This is a genomic window from Polaromonas sp. P2_G11 (assembly GCF_056403595.1).
The window spans coordinates 873,775-891,542 of record NZ_JBFUFE010000001.1 but is presented as its reverse complement, the minus strand read 5'-3'; the positions used below and the strand labels follow the sequence as shown (position 1 = coordinate 891,542).

The following is a 17,768-nucleotide window of genomic DNA, read 5'->3' as shown; positions in this document are numbered from 1 at the left end:
GCTGCGAATCGGATTCGACGGAGCGCGGGGTTTTCATGACGCGTCTCCGACTATTTTCAGCAATGAGTCGGTGTATCGCCGGCCCTGCTCGCTGCGAACAAAACGCCGGCCGTGTTCGCGCATCTGCTGGATCGCTTCGGGCGACATCGCCGCGACTGCCTGGTAGGCGGCCTGCCATGATGAAAATTCACGGCAATCGATATAGGCCTCCTCAGGGATCAACTGCTTGATATCGGGAGCGCCCAAATACAGGGGAATCGTTCCCGCATAGAAGCAGTCGAAAATTTTCTCGGTTACGTAGCCCTGCATCGCCATGTTTTCGAGACAGAGGCAGAAGTTGTATTGACTCAGTACCTCGTATTTCGATTCGCACGAGCCTTTGTAAATCGACAGCAGCGTTTTGCGCCGGCTTATATAGGGCCACCAGAGAGACGTACGAGCCTTCAATTTGGCCCAGCCGCGGCCGTAAAGATCGACAACACCGGATTCCGCCAGTTCGGTCATCGCCTCGATGCGGCGGCTGTAGAGCTCGTTCGGTACTTTGCGTGGCACATGATTTCCGTTGATCACCACGATGCGGTTGAGGCGCTCACACCGAGACCAGTACGGCTCCATAACATCTTCGCGAGGCTGCGGCCAATAGAGTTGGCGCAACCGCGAGCTGTCAACACCTGCGAGCGAATAGCCGTCACCGTTCACGTTGTGGACATAGACCCGCTCGAAAGCTGCGGTCAGCTCCGGTAATGCCTTGTAGATGCTCGGGTCGACGACGGGTGGCTCAAGCACCAGAAAGGCTCGAAGGTGTACATCAGGACGTGCAGCCAGCATCTTGAAGTTGTCGAGGACGCCGAGCGAGTAGTAGTCCTTGGGGGCGTTGTTTGCCGGCAAGGACATCAGGTAGTCGGCGGTGCGTACGGCTCTGCCGGCACTGGCGTGCACTTCGCGCACGCGCGCGTAGGGCACCAATGTCCCGTCGCGATTGAGCGCGAGATTCGACAAATCGAACATCCGGTCCTGCCGGTAGGCAGGCGGCGTGTCGATGTAAATTTCGTCGGACACTGGGGCGGGAATCACTTCTTGCTTATCCTCTTGAGATGAACCAGCGAAGTCCTGGCCAGACCATCGAGCCGCAAACTGAGCATGACCTTGAGATACAGGCCCAGCAGAAAAACGCCGAGCCCCCGTCTGGTCTGTAGAGCTGCCTTTAGGGCGTCCGGTGAAAATACATTGGGGAAAAGTTCCCGAGCCTGCTGCGGTTCACCGCGCAACAGGGCGTTGGCGGCGCGCATGACCTGGTCACGACGTTCGAGGCGTCCGTAGTTGACCATATCCTCGGCGGTAACCAGCTTGCGCACGTCGGGTTGTGCGAGATAGTAGTCCATCACTGTGAAAAAAGCCGCACGGCGCGTATCAAGGCGCACATTTGCCGACCACTGGCTGCTGCTGATGCGGTATCGCATGGTCGCTCCCGGCAGTATTCCGACGGGCCCAAGCTGCAGCATCCTGAGCCAGACGTCAAGGTCGCCGCTCGGGCCGAACAGTTCCCCACGCCAGCTCTTGATGTTCTGCTGATAAACGTTGGTGCGCGCCATCACGCTGGGACAGATCAGGAAATTGGAGTGCTTGAGAATCGCCCTGAAGACCTCAGGAAAATGATGCAGCGGGCCAGTGGCCGCCAATTCGGGGGGCTGTTGGATCGCACCGATGAGGCGGTTGTCCTCATCGATCAGCAGTGCTTGTGTAAACGCTGCTCCGGCTTGTGGGTGCGCCTCGAGAAATGCGACCTGTGACGCGACCATATCTGATTCGTAGATATCGTCCGCATGGTAAATCGCGGTGTATTTCCCCGTTGCCAGTTCGATGCAACGATTGAAATTGCCTTCGCCACCGATATTGACCGCGTTGCGGTAGAGCGTGATGCGGCTGTCAGAAAATCCTTCGACAACTGCGATCGTGCTGTCGGTCGAATGATTGTCGACCACGTGAATTTTGAGGTTCCCGTAACTCTGGTTTAGCACCGAATGCAAAGTGGCTGCGACGGTTTTTTCCGCGTTATAAGTCGGGATGCAGATGCAGACCAGTGGCAGTGTATTGTCAGGCATCGATGAGTCCCATCCTGGCGAACGCGTGTCGAAAGCGGTGGCCGAAGGTGTGCTCCGCAAGAGTCCGGGCATAACCGGCATCGGCGATGCTTTCTCGCAGTGCAGTCTCTGCAAGATAAAGCGCAACCTTTTGCTGAAGGTCGTCGGGGTCCAGGTAGATGGCGATCTCTGTGCCTATACCGTAGTGCCGTTCCAGTCCCTCAACGTAGTACGAGAGCTGAAACCCGCCAGTGCCGTTAATCTCGAAATGACGGGCCTTGATCTGTTCGACGGACTTCGGCGAGCGGATGCGATTGACCAGACCGCGCGGGGACGACAGCAGGTAACGCGCGTCCCAGGAGGTCGAGTTCGACATATTCAGGTTGATGCGGCTTTCATTGAACAGCTGGACCATCTCCTCGTGCGACACGATGCCGCCTGGCCAGCGGTACCCGGCAACTTTGACATTGAACCCCGCTCTGCGCAGGCGATTGATGAGCCATTCGCGATAGGGGTGCCAGGCACCTACAAACGACACGTCGTATATTTTTTCGACAGACGCTTTTCGGTAAATGCTGTTGTTGCAGCCGAACGGGAAATAGATCACATTTTCCAGGCCCAATGCTCGGTATTTCCGCTCACCATATACGTCGGGTGTTGTGAAGAAATCGAACTGTGGCGCCCAGTAGCGGGAAAATTCGACGCGCCAGGTGTCGTCGTGAAAAAAGCACAGTGTGCATGTGAGCTGTTTCATCGCCTTGATCGTGTCCGGCTCGAACTGATCGGTGTAAAGCGAGAACATCGCGAAGTCAGGCCTGGACGCCGCCGCGACCTCGAGCAGCTTGCGGTTCATGGCTGGCTTGCCCAGGTGCTGAATCTCGGTCATGTAGTCAAACAACACGACCTCGTGTCCGAGCGCCAGCAGGCTCTGGTAAAAATTGTAGTACTCGTACGAATGACCGCGCGTCGGGTCTCCATAGTCATACGACATGCAAACAAGGAGGATTTTCATGAAACTTTGTCGTGCCTTGGCAAATATGGATAAAGCAGCCAGTAGAACATCGGCAGAAAGGCCAGCCCGGTGACAACGATCAGTACACCCGCCGCAATGATGCCCTGGCTGTTCATGGCCCACCGGCCGGCCGTCGCAAGCAGCATCAGGCCAGCGCCCATTGCGGTGCCTTTGAACAGCATACGCAATGGCAGCCGCATGTCGAGCGCGACGATCATCAGGTAGTGCATGGCGACCAACATGCCGACGCCGGCCAGCGAGCGCGCCAGACCCACGCCATGCGCACCCATGCCAGGCGCCAGAAACTTGATCAGCACGATGCAGATGACCGCGCCGAGCAGGTTCGGCAGCAGCAGCAGACGGGTCTTCATCTTGGCGTGGGCCGACATGCTGTAGACGCCAGCAACAACGCGTGCACCTTCTGCCAGGACGCCCCAGATCACGAACTGCGATGCCGATTGGTATGCCGGGCCCACCATGAATCGCGTCAACTCCGGCGCCAGACTGATCAACAAAAAGGTTACGAGCATCAGCGAGGGCAGGATCGCGCCAGCATATTTATTCCAGGCGGCGGACTGTTCCTCGATCGTGCTGGTGCTGACCCGCTTGTAGAAACGCGGCTGGAAGTAGGTTGTCAGCACCGATTCGAACGCGGCCATCAGCCCTGCGCTGATTCCGTAGCCTGCGACAAACAGGCCGAGTGCGGCCAAGCCCAGCGAGTCGGCGACGAAAAAGCGGTAGCCTTGCGTCTGCAGCCAATTAAACCCGACCGAGATTGCAACCGGCCAGGCGAAGTCGAACAGCAGCTTGAGGTGCGAGCGCGACAGTTTGTCTGCGGGCTGCTCCGGGCTGAGTTTGTCGAAAAACAACTTGACGCCAATGATCGCGAACACCGTCTGGCCGATCAGCAAGCCGAGCAACCAGTATTCAGCTGTCGGTGCGAAGGATTCGACCAGCGCATAGGCGCTCGCCAGGCCCACGCCGATTGTTGCGAGCGTGAGGACGATAAAACGCCCGCGCAACTCCAGCAGGTTCAGCGATGGGATTGCGGTCTGGTTGATCGTGTTGAACAACAGCGAGCCACAGACCAGCACCAGCAGCCACGCGGTATTGAACTGGAAGCCGAAGGCGTGGATTTTGTTGAGCACGCCGAGCGTCAGCGCCGCGAACAGGCAGACACCAAGAAGATAGATCCAGTGCAGCTTGAGGTAGTGTTTGGCGCGGCCGAGTTCATCCCAGGCGTGAAACCTCCGATTGATGAACATACCAATCGGGTTGACGAGGAAAAGCGCAAAAAAGGCTGTGGCGGCGGTGATCAGCGAGAGACGGCCCATTTCGCTAGGTGGCAAATAAGTCGTAGCCACCCGCATGACCAAAAGGAGCAGGATGAATTGGGCGGCACGCCCGAAGATGATTACAAGCACGTTCTATTCCCGGTCATAGAGCAACGACGGAAGTCGCAGATGCATCGCCGGCAGGTGGCCCCGGTTGCTTCTGAAAAACCAGGGCGTGATCGACAATTTGGGAGAATTCTTCTGGAATCGCCTTCTTGCCGTTCTTCCAGTATTTGCCGGAATCGGCGTTACTGTAGTAGTCCGCAATCATCTCATAGCCCTGGCCGCGCATCAGTTGAGCCAGCCGTTCGACGCTGAGCAATACAACCGGGATCCGCCCGCAAAAACCTTTGACGGTCGTGACGTTTTGCATGGTGTAGGCCACAGGCTGATTGCCCCCGGGGGCCGGATGGCGGGATACGATGATGAACCTGGCCTGGCTGCGACACAGCAGTGCCAGCGTTGCTTCGTAATCTAGACAATACTGGAGCGTACTTGAAACGTTAAGTACGTCTATCTTGGCGCTGTGTGTCAACAGCGATTCAAAATCAGTTGAAAAAGACACGCCATCTGCGCCGAACAACCTGGTTCCGAGTGCGCAGTTGGCGGAGCTGTCGACGACCGTGAAATCAAGCTGCCTGCCCCCTTTATTTTGCGTTTTCAGGGCCGGCCAATACATACCCACGCCGCCACCGAAATCGACGATGCGACAAGAGGCTGCGTGATCACCGGCGGGCGCGATCGATGCGATCAGCGAAAGGCACATCTCGTTCATGTCTTGGTGACTGACACCGTCGACGCGGGAGTGAGCCCTTTCGGAAACATAAGAAATCCAGTTCGGGTGCTCGAATGGATTGTCATTTGACGGCTGTAGCTCCGCTGCATCCCGATAGAGGCCGTCATAAATCGGTCGTTCCGGCTTCAGCCGCTGCAAGGCTCCGCGCGCCAATACGAAAAGAATGGGCGGCAGAATTTGTTTGATCAGATGTTTGAGCATGGGTGTCTCATGACTGGCTAAGTCTGCGAAGCCGGCGTTTCCACGTTCGAATTCCAGGTCTGCGGGCCGTCGTAGAGTAACGAGGAAATGTTCACGCCGGACTTGTATCCCGGGTCAATTTCCCGCAGATTCGCGATGTAGCGGTAGCCCAAGCCATCCAAGGTGAAGTTGCAGACGCCGAATTCTCTGACGGATGGCAGCAGATGAAATAGGAAAATCGGCTGACAGCCGAAAAAGAAAGCATCGAACATCGCCGCGCCCATGGTTCCAACGACAACCCCAGGCCTTATTTGCTCCATGGCAGTGTTGCTGGAGATCGCGTTATCGATGAGATGAATATTGGAATGCTGAGCAGCCAGCGCAGTGTAGAAGCTGCACACTTCGTTTTGAGCGGCCCAATCTCCCGGGTGAATTTTCAGGTGAACCTCCGAAAAAGCTGCGGCCAACACGCGCAGGGCTTCTGCGGAGATTGCAAGCTCTTCGGTTTTCAGGCCAAAAGCGTCGAGATTGTTGGCGAAGAAGATCGCAACCTGATCATTCTTTGGCAAAAACGACTGTTCGGACACCAAAAAATGCCGATAACCGCGAATCTCCACGGGCCGATCGATAGGCAGGCGCATTCTCGAATAGATGGCATTGAGGTATTTCTCGCGTATTCGGACATACATCCGGCCTTCGAATCCTTTTTTGGCATAGGCCGGTATACCCAATGCCTTGAAGGCAAAGTTGTAAAGGACCAGGAATAACCGGTCGGTCCACGAAAGATGCCGGTCGTGGAAGCTGCTGTTGTTGAAATAAAACCCAATGCCTTCGTCGTAGAGATAAACCTGTCCACCAGCGTGCCGCATCTGCGTGGCTAGAAATGCGTTGTTGATTTCATATTCCGTTGTGATGACAAGCAAGTCTCCCGACCGGAACTGAAAGCGGTGCTTTAGCCGTATCTGGTGAAAATATGCCTTCAAGTAACTTATTGGATTCTTGAAGCTGAGGCCGGAACATAGCGGATGGACGTCCACCGGCTCAAGAGCGAAGCCTAGCGACCCTGCCAACTGGTTGCGCGGTGACCGGTGTGAAATGAACGTCACGCCGGACTTGGGAAGCCGATTCTCTTCTATGATCGACAACGCCAGGTTGGTGTGATGGTCGTTGTCGATTGAGAAATAAACCATACGTGTGCAAAGCCGGTGAGAGTGGTGATGGGGGTTGGTGGTTGATGCCATCGCAGCGCTGAACGGCCCGTGGGACGCTGCTACCAGACCGACCTTCCTCCGTCCATCACGATATTTTGGCCATTCATATACGAAGAGGCGTCCGAACAGAGGAATTGCACGGCGGCACGGTACTCGTCGCCAGCCGCCATGCGGCCCAACGGGATCAATGCGCTGAGCCGGGTCACGAACTCTTCGCCCTGGCCATTGAACACACCGCCCGGAGAAATTGCATTGGCGCGCACGCCCTGTTCTGGCCAGTAGGTTGCGAGGTAACGCGTCAAGCCGATCAGGCCAGCCTTGATGACGGAGTAAGTAACCGGTTTGACGGGCTGCAGATGCTCGGGCAGTCCCGGTTTGCGATACAGGCGTTGGTCCGGCGAGAACACCGAAAGGTCTGATGCGATGTTCAGGATTACGCCGCCCTTGTCGTCGGCGGCCATCGCAGTGCCGAAGACCTGGCTGCACAGGAACGCGCCGGTCAGCCCGACCGCGACTTGCAGATTCCATTGATCGATCGGAAAGTTCTCGAGACGAGAGCTTTCGACCATGCCGGCGCCGGCCGTAACCTTGGGGTCAATCGCCGCGTTGTTGACCAAAATGTCTATCCGTTGTCCGGCAGCCGCGAGTCGCGCGGATAGCGCGGCGACCGCTTCCGGGTTCGAAACATCGAGGATCGCCGTGTGGATGCGGTCGATTTCCGCTGTGCCCGCGAGAAATTCCCTGGCCGACGCGAGTGCGTCCTCGCCGATGTCGGTAAGCACCACGCTCGCGCCGCTTTCGAGCAGGGCCGCAGCGTGTTGCCGGCCGAGCAAGCCTGCGGCACCCGTGATCAGCGCGGTTTTTCCCGTGAGATCGAACTTTTTGAATGCGGTAGTCATGGGTGTTCCTTCGAGTTGCCGCTATGCGCGGACCTGGCCGCCGTCGAGTGTCCAGACTGCACCGGTTGCAAAACCCGAGCGTGGTGAGGCGAGGTACGCCGCCAGTTGACCGATGTCCTGCGGCGTACCGAGGCGCGCCAGTGCGACGTTGGCGGCCAGCATTGACTGCACGCCATTTGCATCGGCTGCCAGTTTTCTGTCCCACACGGAGCCGTCAAACAGAATGTTGCCGGGTGCTATCGCATTGATGCGCACACCCTGGGCGCCGAGTGGTCGGGCAATGCCGCGCACGTAGGCGTGCAATGCGGCTTTGGCAGCAGAATAGGTAACCGGTGCACCCGGAATGACCTCGAGCCCGCAGATCGACGAGATGCAGATCACAGCGCCGCGCGAAGCGGCGAGCGCGGTACGCGCTGCCTCGACCGTATGGGTGACGCTCCAGAGGTTTAGTGCGAACACGCGTTGCCATTCCTCGGGAGTCTCCAGGCCTGGTGCCACCGAACGGCCGCTACCGACATTGCAAACCAGAATGTCGAGCCTGCCGAGCGCCCGAGTCGCTTCATCGACAACCTGTCGTGCCTGGCCTGCGTCGGAGACATCGCCCGCGACAGCCGCCGCGGATTTCAGGGTCATAGATGCCAACTTCAAGGCATCGGCGTCGCGTCCGTTTATCGCGACCCTACAGCCCTCGGCTTGCAGCGCCTCGGCAATGGCCCGGCCGATTCCGCGTGAGGAACCGGTGACCAGGGCTGTTTTGCCGGTGAGTTCAAGCTCCATGGCGTGCTATCCAGTTGACAGCCATGTCGCGGTAGCGGCAAAGCGCGCCTGCATGGTCGCCGTCATGTGCCCGGGCGGTTTGCAGGATGTAATTGCCTTTGTAGTCAACTTTTGCGAGTGCCGAAAAAACAGTTTCGAAATCAGCGCTGCCTGTGCCAAGTGGCACCGTGGTACCGCCGAGCACGCGATCTTTGATATGCACGTTGACGATGCGATGGCCGTAGGCCGCGATTTCGTCGGCAGGCCGCATGCCGAGCCCAGCGCTGTTGCCAATGTCGTAGTTCACGCCAAACAATGCTGGATCCAGCCGTTCGATGAAACGTGCGAGCTCGGACGGCCCGAAATCCGACTCAAAGACCACCTGCACGCCAAGTTCGGCCAGCAGCGGGGCGTGAGCCTGCAGCACGGAGACCAGTCGGTCTTCCTGAGCGCGTGTCGCCAGGCTGCCGTTGTCGACCAGTGGCAGGACCATCATGACGATGCCGACCGCGGAACAAGCCTTGGCCACGGCCCGAAAGTCTTCTTGCAACTGCTCGGCTTGCGCCGTATCGGCCTTCCAGAACGGACTCTGCATGAAGCAGTCACCGGTCAGCGAACCGATGCGTATTCCATGCGCTGCCCGCAGCGCCGTGATTTCCGCGCGGCCGGCCCCGGTCAGCAGCGGGTTGCTGTAGAGCAGGTCCTGATCGAGCGTCCACTCCATGAGGCCGAAGCCATGAGCCGCGGCCGTGGGAAACTCACCTTGCCAGCAGTCCCATGGAAAAGCCTGGATGCGGCCGTTGACGAGCGGCGACAGCCGTCCCTGCATGAAACCGATACGCTCAGACATTTTTGATCACCATCATCATGTTGGCGGTTGCCTTGTTCTTTACGAGTCGCGCGACGTATTCATCGTTGAGTGCTTTCATCTTCGCGGTGAGCCAGGCCGACATATCGGTGTCCGTGCCGGCCAGGTCGATTTCGCTGAGGCCAACATTGCAGGTCGCCTGGGGTCCGTTGTTCATGATCCAGTTCAGGTGATTCAACAGGTTGTAGTCCTGAGTGAATGAGATATCGATCTGCGCGTTGCCGAAACCCGCGAGCTGCGCGGTTTTCCTTAGTGAGTCTTCGGTGAAGTAGTGCAGATGCGCTGAATGGTAGAAGAACTTCTGGTATGCCTTGACATTCCAGACCGACAGTAACGGGTCGTTGAGGTTGGGCACTTCAATAAACAGCGTCGCACCTTTTTGGGTCGACTGTTGCAGGTCGCGCAGAAACACAACGGGATCCTCGACGTGTTCGAGCACCTGGAATGCACAGACCACATCGTATCGCTGGTCCGCAAAGCGGGACTCGCGCAGAAATTCTGAGTCCGCCTCTATGTCCAGCTCCGATGACATGAAGTCACAGCAGGCCTTGTCGAGCTCAATCGCGTTGACGAGCGCCACGCGATCCTTGACATTGACCAGGAACTGCCCCGATGAGGCGCCGACTTCCAGCAGGCGGGTTTCGGCCGACAGGTATGGCCTGATGGCCTTGAGCCGATCATGCTGGTAATTTTTGTAAACGTCGAAAATCTCGCGCGCGTTGGTCGCCGCGGCTTCGGCATTGTGCGAATACTCCTGGCGGTAATTCTCTGCGTAGTAGGCTTTGGCGTCCGGTGCCTGATTCTCCGAAAGAAAACCGTGTCGGCAGGACTCACAATAAAAAACGATACCTGTGCCTCGTCGCAAAGTAGTAGACAGCACGCTGGCGGTTGCTTGCCTGCAGAGCGGGCAACTGGCTTGGTGAGAGTGTTGGGTGAAGATCATTGTGGGATCATTCCTGCAATATTTCGACCAGTTCCAGCAATACGCCTTCGAGCCCCCGGCAGTAGGTGACCTTGACCTTGCCGTCTGGGGAATGCTGTGGTGGTGCAAAAAAAGTGACGCCCGCACCTGCGAGCTTTTTGCAGAAGGCGTCAATATCTTTCACGGTCATTGCAACATGCGTAAAGCCGGTGGAATAAGGTGTTCCGGTCCAGGCTGGCCTGTCTGGGTGCGAATGGAAATAAAGCAACTCGATCATGCCGCCTTCAGGTGCGGTAAGTTTCGACGTTGTCAGGCGTACGTTTTTCAGGCCCATCATTGCGTCGATGTGCGGCCCGGACTCGTCCATCTGCCGTGCCACGGTGAACCCCAGCAGGTCCCGCCAGAAGCGCAGCGCCGCATCGAGGTCGGCGACGACCAGGCCGGTATGGCGAATCTGCGTGATCATTTGGCCGCGATCTCGGCGATAGCCTCGCCGAGCACATCCACACCTTCGAGCAGGGCTTCGTCGGTAATCGTCAATGGCGGGCCGATCTTGATCGATTCGCGTCCGGTATGCACGACCAGCAACCCCTTCTGCATGCAGAGTTCGGCGACCTGGCTCGTGAACGGGCCGTCGGCCGCACCGGTCTTGGGGTGCTTGAACAGTACCGCCGCGATCAGGCCTCGACCCAACAGGTGTGAGATGCGGTCGGGAAAACGCGCCTGCAGTTTGTGCAGTGCGGCAAACAGCAGCTCGCCCTTGCGCGCGGTTTCGGCGACAAGATTGCGATCTTCCATCTCCTCGATGACGGCTAGGCCAGCGGCGCAGACCAGGGGGTTGGCTGAGTGCGTGCTGCTCATGTTGCCGACATCGGGCAGGTCCATGATCGCGGCGCGGCCGATCACGCCGGACAGCGGTACGCCTCCGCCCATGCCCTTGCCGCAGCAGATCAGGTCGGGTGTCACGCCGTAGTGCTGGAAGCCGAAGGCCTTGCCGGTGCGGCCAAAGCCCGCCTGCATTTCGTCAAAGGTCAGCAGGATGCCATGCTTGCGGCAGACGCGCTCGATGGCCTGTACATATTCTGGCGGGTAGAACACTGCGCCCCATCCCTGGAAGGTTTCGAGCATGAAGCCGCAAACGTCTTGCGCAATGTCGATGCCGGCCTTCTCGAGCCTGGCCAGGCTTTCGTCCAGAAACGCTTCCGGCGTGCGCCCGGCCAGGGCCCATGGATAGGGGAACGGGATGTGGTGAATGTCGACATCCTGGTAGCCTATCCATTCGCGCTGGGCCAGATTACTGCTGAGCATTTGCGCGCCCATCGTGCGGCCGTGCCAGTTGCCTTCGATGCAGATCACGCCGCGGCGGCGTTTGCCTTCCTTCTGGCCGTTCATGCGCATGAGCTTGAGTGCGCCTTCGGTCGCCTCGGTGCCGGCCGAAAGCAGGAAAGCCTTTTCGAACGGCGCACCGGCGAACGCGACCAGTTTTTCGAGATAGCGCGCGCGGTTTTCGTTCGCATAGGCATAACAACCATAGAGCGGGCGGTCCAGCGTTTCTTTCATGGCGGCGGTCACGCGCGGATTTGAATGTCCGACGTTCGCGACAAAAATGGTCGAGGTGAAGTCGATCCACCGATTCCCGGCGGCGTCGTAAATGCTGTAGTCCTCGGCCCGATCCCAGACCAGCGGCAACTGCCCGTGCATGGAACGCGATTCGCAGGCCTCAAGCCGTTCGAGCACTTCGCGCGTGCCCGGCGTCGGGATCGCGGTCTGGATCAGGCGGTTGGCGGTCGAGACCGGTGGAACGGATTGGGGCAGGCGGGAAAAGGAATGTGCGGCCATGATTGTCTTCAGTTGAAAAGTTTTTGTGACACACCCGGCATCCGGGTGATCTGGAATTCCAGGTGTTCGAAATCGTCAAGCGTGTCGACCTCGACCACCGATGGCGTGATGAAGGGCAGCACATGGTTGCCGTGCATCAGACCCGACTTCCGGATGAACGCGCTCGACAGCACATCGACATAGCCATTGGCCTGGTAGGTGTTCGGAAATTGCTGGCGCGCGTTGTTCGCCGCGTCAAGCTCGGTATTGTCCGCACCAAGGCGCTTGAGTTGACCTCCCTCCGCCATCTCGAAGGTCTTGTAGGCCGACTCGGACATCTCGTGTACCGATCGCAGCGCGGTTGCTTGCGGCGCTGCGATGAAAGCTTTCACTGCGTCATCGATTAACTGCGGGTCGCGCAGTGGCGTGGTTGGCCTGATATGCACGATGTATTCGGGCTCGCCGCTTTCGGCTGCCAGCCAGTCGAGCGCGTGGACAATGAAGTCATAGTCGGTCGAACGGTCGCCCGAGATCGCTTCAGGGCGCAGGAACGGCGCTTCGGCGCCGAGTTTCCGTGACAGCGCTGCGTATTCGGCCGAGTCGGTTGAAACGATGACGCGGTCGATGGTTGCCGACCGCAGGCAGGCGGCGATCGACCAGGCCAACAGCGCGTGGCCGCCAAGGGGTTTGATATTTTTGTGGGGAACTCCCTTGGAGCCCGCTCGCGCCGGAATCAGCGCCACGATTTTTGTCATTTCTTTTCGGCTCCCTTTGGAAAATACCAGGCCTCGACCAGGCCGCACAGAATATGCCCGACCAGAATGTGGCACTCCTGGATGCGCGCGGTTTCATTCGACGGAATACGCAGGCATTCGCAAGCTTCATTGAGCTTGCCACCGCTCGCGCCGGTCCAGGCGAATGTGCTCACACCGCGCTCGCGGGCGACCTTGACGGCCATCAGGATATTGGCACTGTTGCCGCTGGTCGAGATTGCGATGAAGACGTCCTCCGGTTTCGCCAGTGCCTCGAGCTCGCGCGCAAACACGAACTCATAGCCGTAGTCGTTGCCGATCGCGCTGATCGCTGAATTGTTGGCTGCCAGTACCACCGACGCGAGCGGCGCGCGGTCGAACAGGAAACGCGAAGTGAACTCCGCTGACAGATGCTGTGCATCGGCAAAGCTGCCGCCGTTGCCTGCAAAAATGATCTTGCCGCCGGCCTTCAGCGAGGCCAGGCAAGCCTGCGCGAGTTTCTCGATCTGCTGCAGCAACGCGCCGTCAGCCAGCAGCGCCTGCTTGACTGCGATGGACGCCTCGACCTGCGTCTTGATCTGCTCCATGCTCACAGGGTACCTTCCAGCTTTTCGAGCGCGATCCAGAAACCCTCGCCGCCGTTCTTGTGGCCCTGCCAGATCTCGGGGATGAACGAAGCGGTCGGGCAGCCTTTTTCCAGGATTCTGCCGAGTCGCGTGAAGTCGATGTCGCCTTCGCCGATCTGCAGGCCCTCGCCGTTAAGACCCTGGGCGTCGCCGAGATGCAGGTGCGCCGAGATCGGCGCGATCTTTTCGGCGAAGTCATAGAAGTCGATGCCGAAATGGTTGCAGGTCAGGCGCGTGTGCGAGATGTCGAAACACATGCGCAAGTTCAGGCGTTGGCACCAGTCGACGATTTCCTCGATGCGGACGAAGATGTTCTGGAAGCGCTGACCGCCGAAATGCCAGGGGAACGGCGCCATGGTCTGCGGGATCAGTTCGACGCCTTCCATGTCGAGTTCGCCGAGGCTTTTTGCGAAGCGTTCGTAATAGGCCGTGATGACGTCGGGCGGCAGCGGCGCGTCCATCGTGAAGCCGCCGATATTCGCGACGATCGGCGGTCGGATGGTCTTCGGAAAGAAGCGTTTGAGGCCGCGCGTGATATCGATGACGCGCTGGGTTTCAGCGATCGACTGGCGGCGGTAGTCTTCGTCGGGCGAGGCCAGATCCATCAGCCGGCTGTTGGCGAACAGCTCGGGCGCATGGACTACAAAATCACAGGAATAGGTGCCACTCAGGAAATCGTCCAGCTTGAGCTCCATGTCCGAATACGACAGGTGAAATTCGAACAGATCGGGTTTGATGCGCGAGTTGTATTCACCGAAGTCGTGATAGCGGACGGGTACTCCCCAGGGACGCTTGAAGCGGTAGGGCCGCGGCTCGATCCGTTCGTCCTTGAGGTCCGACGGATAGAAGAAGTCCTCTGCCGCCATGTCGTGCTGCAAGGTGCGGCCCAGCAGTTTTTCGTAGTGCTGCGGCGACAGGCCCTGGCCAGGGCTGCGCACCTGCACATCCTCAGGCCGGACGATCGAGCCCTTCTTGAGGGCTTTCGCGGCGACCAGGCTTTTTCCGAGGTTCTCACGGTTGATCATCTCGCCTTGCGAGATGCGGCGCTCACGGCCGTCACCGAGCGCCTGCTCAATCTCGCGGATACCCTCGATCAGGCGCTTGAATTCCGCATGCTCGAGGCTGGCCGCGTGGTCGGGGCCTTCCATGCCGCGGTCCAGCGTGAAGTGGCGTTCGATCACGCAGGCACCGAGGCCGGTCGCCGCCAGGGTAACGGCGATACCTCGTTCATGGCCTGAATAACCAACCAGCGGATGGATCAGTTTGAGTTTTTCCATCCAGCGCAGGTGGATGTCATGCAGCGGCGCCGGATAGGTACTGTTGCAGTGCAGCAGCACAAACGAAGCGTTGCGCTTGTTGAGGAAGTCGACGGTAACCTGCACTTCCTCGCGCAGGCTCATGCCGGTAGACAGGATCAGCGGTTTGCCGGTCGCGCAGAGCTTCTCGAGCAGCGGCAGGTTGGTCAGATCGGCCGAGGCGACCTTGTAGGCCGGCACGTGCAACTGCTCGAGCACGTCGACGCTGTGTTGATCCCACGGCGTGCAGAGGTAGAGAATGCCCTTGCTCCCGCAATAGGCTGCGAGTTCGCGGTGCTGTTCAATTGAGAGTTCGAAGCGGCGCAGCAGGTCGAGCACGTATTCGGTGCCGAGGTCCTCGCCGTCCTTGCGCAGGGTGCGCTGGCGATAGACCTCGTCGAGTTTGCGCAACTGGAACTTGGCGCAGTCCGCTCCCATCTCGACGGCCAGGTCGACCATCTGCTTGGCACGCTCAAAGCTGCCGTTGTGGTTGTTCCCGATCTCGGCGATCACAAATGCCCTGCCGGCTCCGATTTCAAAATTGCCAATGCTGATGCTCATGTCTTTTCCGGGTGGGGTTGATTCTTGCCTTCGCGCGCGGACCAGGCGCGCAGCCCTTCCTGCTCGAAACGGAATGGACGCACATTCAGGCCCAGGCTTTCGAGCTTTCCAATGAGCTCGTGTTTACGGAACGGCGTGACATAAAAAAGAAAGAAACCGCCGCCGCCGGCGCCAAGCAGCTTGCCGCCAAGGGCTCCGTGCGCGCGCGCGTCCTCATAGATTTGGTCGAGCCGGTCGTTCGATATCTTGCTGCTGAATTGGCGTTTGAGCAGCCACGACTCATGCAACGCCTGGCCGAACTGCAGCAGCCTGCCGCGCAACAGATGGTTGCGAATGCGGTAGGTGAGCTCGACATTGGTCTGCACTTTCTGCCTGATGTCATCCTGCTGCATCTGCTGGCGCTGGTCCTGGTGGATGTCGCCGGAGTCGTGTGGTGAGCCGGTATCGCAAAGTACCAGGCTTTCCTCGAGTTCGAGCTGAACATCGGCCGGTATCCGCAGCGGATGAACGATGTTCTGGTCCATCCGGAATTCCATGAAATTGAAGCCGCCAAACACCGTCGCGTACTGGTCCTGCCAGCCCCCCGCAATACCCAGATAGAGCCGCTCGGCCTGAAATGCAAGTTCCGCGATTTCGTGCGAGTCCCAGCGGTCCTGGCGGAACTGATTGAAGCAGCCAAGCACGGCTGCCGCGAGTACGGCCGAGCCACCTAGCCCGGAATTCATCGGAAAATCGGAATGCAGGTAGAGCTCAAAACCAAAGTCTGGGTGTACTGCCTTGATCAATGCCAGGATCAGCCCGAAACGGCCCTTTTGTGACAGCGCGTGCTGCAGGTCGTTGGCATGCAGCGATTCACCGAGGTCGCGTGAATGGATCTCGATGCGCGTGTCGTCGCGCTTGCGCAAAGTGGCGTGGCTGTAGAGCGAGATCGTTGTGTTGATCACGGCTCCGCCTTCACCGGCGAAGAAATGCGTGAGGTCTGAACCGCCACCGCCAAAGCTGATCCGCACCGGCGAGCGCGCTCGCGCATAGACAGGCTCTTCGATCTGACGCGGCATGTGGTCGCGGCTTACGATTCCGGCCAGGCGCCGGTTTTCGTCGAGCAGCGGTATGACTTTGATATGGTGGTCGAGCTGTTTGAGCAGCAGTTCGCGCGAACTTGCCTTGTCGGCCCAGACGAAGTCAGGGTTGGCGCAGGACTTGATGGCGTCCTCGAGCTGCGCGCCTTCAAGCAGCTTGCGACGCACGTCCCCGTCGGTCGCCAATCCGGTCGCCATGCCTTCGGCATTGGTCGTCAGCACGATGCCATGGTGGTTGGCTTCGAGTTGCGTCAATGCATCGCGCAACGACGCATTTTCTGAAATCAAGAATAATTCGAAGCTCACAGGGTTCCCGCCTTGTTTGACGCTATCCATCGGCAAAACCGGAAATAGTCTTCCGGCACGCCGATATCGATAAAGTCGGTATTCAGTGAAACAGCTGTCAGCCGGTTGTCGGCCGCCAAATCCGGGAAGACATCCCGCTCCAGGGAAAAGGGCTTGCCATCCCAATGCCTAAACAGGTCCGCATCGAGATGGTACAGACCCGCATTAATCAGGCCCTTACCGCGGCTGCTTTGCTTTTCCTCAAAAAGGGCTATTTTATTGGCCGACGTCCGTACGCTGCCATAGCGTTCCGTATTTTCTACGCAAATTACGGCCATTGAAGGCGATTCGGCCGCAAATACCGCACTGATACCGCTGCCGAGCCAGGTATCGGCGTTGCTGACAAGGAAGGAACCCGCGAGGGCATGTTGCCGTACCGCGTAGGCTACGGCACCACCCGTTCCCAGCGGTTCGGGTTCGACCAGGAAGTCGACTTCGCAGCCGTGAAGCCGACCTGTTTGCGCAAGCCCGCCAACGAATTCTTCGATCAGTTCGGATTGGTGATGCAGCAGAAAGGTCATCGAACGTACCCCCTGGGCGATCCAGTTGTCGACCAGATAGCCGAGGTAGGGCTCGCCTGCGACCGGTGCCAGCGGTTTGGGGACGTCCGAGACGGCACTGCGCAGGCGCGTGCCGAAGCCACCTGCGAGCACCAGCAGGCGAGGTTCAGCCATGATGTTCACTGCTCCAGGCCAACAGCATGTCAACGGCCTCGCCGAAGTTGTCGCATACCTCGAAATGTGCCTCAAGTGAACGAGCCGCGAGCTCTTGGTGCAGGTTGTGCACGCCGGTGTTTACGCCAATGCCGCGGCAGCCGAGGTTGGCAGCCGTCATGAGATCGCTCAGGTTGTCGCCGATATAGCAGATATCGGCGGCCTGTTTCGAATATCTCGAGAGCAGTTCGAGGCCGAACCTGGGTGATGGCTTGCGATACAGTGCGGGCGCCTCGGGCACTTCCGGGCAGATGCAAATCTCTTCGAACGGCGCCGGACCGAGGTCGAGCTGACGCAGCATTTCGTTGTTGCAGCGAACCGCCATCTCCAACGGGAAATAGCCGCGACCGACCCCCGACTGATTGGTGTGCAAAAACAATAGGTGACCGGCGGCCCGTAGCCGCGTCAAGCCCTCGCGCACGCCCGGCAACAAGACCACCTGCGCCGGATCGCAGAGATAAGGCACATGCCTTATCAGGGTGCCGTCCCTGTCGAAAACGATCAGTTGCGAGGTCATCTT

At 58.8% G+C, this 17,768-nt stretch carries 18 protein-coding genes; all 18 read right to left on the bottom strand.

From position 1 onward, the window contains the following. Nucleotides 1–33 precede the first annotated feature (33 nt). From AC1DWQ_RS04360 to AC1DWQ_RS04275, 18 genes are read right to left on the bottom strand one after another with little or no spacing between them, the layout of a single operon-like run. Nucleotides 34–1,059 (bottom strand): glycosyltransferase family 10 domain-containing protein, encoded by a 1,026-nt coding sequence (locus tag AC1DWQ_RS04360; RefSeq protein ID WP_477668527.1) that lies wholly within the window; start codon nucleotides 1,057–1,059, stop codon nucleotides 34–36. A gap of 11 nt (nucleotides 1,060–1,070) precedes the next feature. Further along, complete coding sequence (locus tag AC1DWQ_RS04355; protein ID WP_477668526.1) at nucleotides 1,071–2,102, bottom strand: glycosyltransferase; 1,032 nt, start codon at nucleotides 2,100–2,102, stop codon at nucleotides 1,071–1,073. Beyond that, a complete protein-coding gene (locus AC1DWQ_RS04350; RefSeq protein WP_477668525.1) occupies nucleotides 2,095–3,093 on the bottom strand; it encodes a CgeB family protein in 999 nt (332 codons plus the stop codon). Before AC1DWQ_RS04350 ends, AC1DWQ_RS04355 begins: the two co-directional genes overlap by 8 nt. Next, complete coding sequence (locus AC1DWQ_RS04345) at nucleotides 3,090–4,517, bottom strand: lipopolysaccharide biosynthesis protein (protein WP_477668524.1); 1,428 nt, start codon at nucleotides 4,515–4,517, stop codon at nucleotides 3,090–3,092. The genes AC1DWQ_RS04350 and AC1DWQ_RS04345 overlap by 4 nt, the downstream gene beginning before the upstream one ends. A 13-nt stretch (nucleotides 4,518–4,530) precedes the next feature. Beyond that, nucleotides 4,531–5,424 (bottom strand): methyltransferase, TIGR04325 family, encoded by an 894-nt coding sequence (locus tag AC1DWQ_RS04340; protein WP_477668523.1) that lies wholly within the window; start codon nucleotides 5,422–5,424, stop codon nucleotides 4,531–4,533. Between the two features lie 17 nt (nucleotides 5,425–5,441). Further along, nucleotides 5,442–6,644, bottom strand: coding sequence for a polysialyltransferase family glycosyltransferase (locus tag AC1DWQ_RS04335; RefSeq protein ID WP_477668522.1), 1,203 nt, complete (start codon nucleotides 6,642–6,644; stop codon nucleotides 5,442–5,444). Between the two features lie 29 nt (nucleotides 6,645–6,673). Next, the gene (locus AC1DWQ_RS04330; protein ID WP_477668521.1) at nucleotides 6,674–7,513 is read right to left on the bottom strand and encodes an SDR family oxidoreductase; all 840 of its coding nucleotides are present in this window, start codon (nucleotides 7,511–7,513) and stop codon (nucleotides 6,674–6,676) included. Nucleotides 7,514–7,534: 21 nt separating this feature from the next. Beyond that, nucleotides 7,535–8,290, bottom strand: coding sequence for an SDR family NAD(P)-dependent oxidoreductase (locus AC1DWQ_RS04325; RefSeq protein WP_477668520.1), 756 nt, complete (start codon nucleotides 8,288–8,290; stop codon nucleotides 7,535–7,537). Continuing rightward, nucleotides 8,280–9,119, bottom strand: coding sequence for a sugar phosphate isomerase/epimerase family protein (locus tag AC1DWQ_RS04320; RefSeq protein ID WP_477668519.1), 840 nt, complete (start codon nucleotides 9,117–9,119; stop codon nucleotides 8,280–8,282). The genes AC1DWQ_RS04325 and AC1DWQ_RS04320 overlap by 11 nt, the downstream gene beginning before the upstream one ends. Beyond that, entirely contained in the window at nucleotides 9,112–10,080 is a 969-nt protein-coding gene (locus AC1DWQ_RS04315) for a class I SAM-dependent methyltransferase (protein WP_477668518.1), read from the bottom strand. The genes AC1DWQ_RS04320 and AC1DWQ_RS04315 overlap by 8 nt, the downstream gene beginning before the upstream one ends. Before the next feature lie 7 nt (nucleotides 10,081–10,087). Then, nucleotides 10,088–10,525, bottom strand: a complete 438-nt coding sequence (locus AC1DWQ_RS04310; protein WP_477668517.1) for a VOC family protein — start codon at nucleotides 10,523–10,525, stop codon at nucleotides 10,088–10,090. Then, nucleotides 10,522–11,898: an aspartate aminotransferase family protein gene (locus AC1DWQ_RS04305; protein WP_477668516.1), complete on the bottom strand. Its 1,377-nt coding sequence runs from the start codon at nucleotides 11,896–11,898 to the stop codon at nucleotides 10,522–10,524. Before AC1DWQ_RS04305 ends, AC1DWQ_RS04310 begins: the two co-directional genes overlap by 4 nt. 8 nt (nucleotides 11,899–11,906) lie before the next feature. Continuing rightward, nucleotides 11,907–12,632: an acylneuraminate cytidylyltransferase family protein gene (locus tag AC1DWQ_RS04300; protein WP_477668515.1), complete on the bottom strand. Its 726-nt coding sequence runs from the start codon at nucleotides 12,630–12,632 to the stop codon at nucleotides 11,907–11,909. Continuing rightward, the gene (locus AC1DWQ_RS04295; protein ID WP_477668926.1) at nucleotides 12,629–13,216 is read right to left on the bottom strand and encodes a D-sedoheptulose-7-phosphate isomerase; all 588 of its coding nucleotides are present in this window, start codon (nucleotides 13,214–13,216) and stop codon (nucleotides 12,629–12,631) included. The genes AC1DWQ_RS04300 and AC1DWQ_RS04295 overlap by 4 nt, the downstream gene beginning before the upstream one ends. 2 nt (nucleotides 13,217–13,218) lie before the next feature. Next, nucleotides 13,219–15,111, bottom strand: a complete 1,893-nt coding sequence (locus AC1DWQ_RS04290) for an N-acetylneuraminate synthase family protein (RefSeq protein WP_477668514.1) — start codon at nucleotides 15,109–15,111, stop codon at nucleotides 13,219–13,221. After that, complete coding sequence (locus tag AC1DWQ_RS04285; protein WP_477668513.1) at nucleotides 15,108–16,496, bottom strand: GHMP family kinase ATP-binding protein; 1,389 nt, start codon at nucleotides 16,494–16,496, stop codon at nucleotides 15,108–15,110. The genes AC1DWQ_RS04290 and AC1DWQ_RS04285 overlap by 4 nt, the downstream gene beginning before the upstream one ends. Next, complete coding sequence (locus AC1DWQ_RS04280; protein ID WP_477668512.1) at nucleotides 16,493–17,209, bottom strand: sugar phosphate nucleotidyltransferase; 717 nt, start codon at nucleotides 17,207–17,209, stop codon at nucleotides 16,493–16,495. Before AC1DWQ_RS04280 ends, AC1DWQ_RS04285 begins: the two co-directional genes overlap by 4 nt. Then, nucleotides 17,202–17,765, bottom strand: coding sequence for a D-glycero-alpha-D-manno-heptose-1,7-bisphosphate 7-phosphatase (locus AC1DWQ_RS04275; protein ID WP_477668511.1), 564 nt, complete (start codon nucleotides 17,763–17,765; stop codon nucleotides 17,202–17,204). The genes AC1DWQ_RS04280 and AC1DWQ_RS04275 overlap by 8 nt, the downstream gene beginning before the upstream one ends. Between the last annotated feature and the right edge of the window lie 3 nt (nucleotides 17,766–17,768).

Bases quoted from the DNA above. Each gene is read 5' to 3' on its own strand.
- AC1DWQ_RS04355 (WP_477668526.1), bottom strand. From the start codon at position 2,102: ATGCCTGACAATACACTGCCACTGGTCTGCATCTGCATCCCGACTTAT.
- AC1DWQ_RS04350 (WP_477668525.1), bottom strand. From the start codon at position 3,093: ATGAAAATCCTCCTTGTTTGCATGTCGTATGACTATGGAGACCCGACG.
- AC1DWQ_RS04340 (WP_477668523.1), bottom strand. From the start codon at position 5,424: ATGCTCAAACATCTGATCAAACAAATTCTGCCGCCCATTCTTTTCGTA.
- AC1DWQ_RS04335 (WP_477668522.1), bottom strand. From the start codon at position 6,644: ATGGCATCAACCACCAACCCCCATCACCACTCTCACCGGCTTTGCACA.
- AC1DWQ_RS04330 (WP_477668521.1), bottom strand. From the start codon at position 7,513: ATGACTACCGCATTCAAAAAGTTCGATCTCACGGGAAAAACCGCGCTG.
- AC1DWQ_RS04325 (WP_477668520.1), bottom strand. From the start codon at position 8,290: ATGGAGCTTGAACTCACCGGCAAAACAGCCCTGGTCACCGGTTCCTCA.
- AC1DWQ_RS04320 (WP_477668519.1), bottom strand. From the start codon at position 9,119: ATGTCTGAGCGTATCGGTTTCATGCAGGGACGGCTGTCGCCGCTCGTC.
- AC1DWQ_RS04315 (WP_477668518.1), bottom strand. From the start codon at position 10,080: ATGATCTTCACCCAACACTCTCACCAAGCCAGTTGCCCGCTCTGCAGG.
- AC1DWQ_RS04310 (WP_477668517.1), bottom strand. From the start codon at position 10,525: ATGATCACGCAGATTCGCCATACCGGCCTGGTCGTCGCCGACCTCGAT.
- AC1DWQ_RS04305 (WP_477668516.1), bottom strand. From the start codon at position 11,898: ATGGCCGCACATTCCTTTTCCCGCCTGCCCCAATCCGTTCCACCGGTC.
- AC1DWQ_RS04300 (WP_477668515.1), bottom strand. From the start codon at position 12,632: ATGACAAAAATCGTGGCGCTGATTCCGGCGCGAGCGGGCTCCAAGGGA.
- AC1DWQ_RS04295 (WP_477668926.1), bottom strand. From the start codon at position 13,216: ATGGAGCAGATCAAGACGCAGGTCGAGGCGTCCATCGCAGTCAAGCAG.
- AC1DWQ_RS04290 (WP_477668514.1), bottom strand. From the start codon at position 15,111: ATGAGCATCAGCATTGGCAATTTTGAAATCGGAGCCGGCAGGGCATTT.
- AC1DWQ_RS04280 (WP_477668512.1), bottom strand. From the start codon at position 17,209: ATGGCTGAACCTCGCCTGCTGGTGCTCGCAGGTGGCTTCGGCACGCGC.
- AC1DWQ_RS04275 (WP_477668511.1), bottom strand. From the start codon at position 17,765: ATGACCTCGCAACTGATCGTTTTCGACAGGGACGGCACCCTGATAAGG.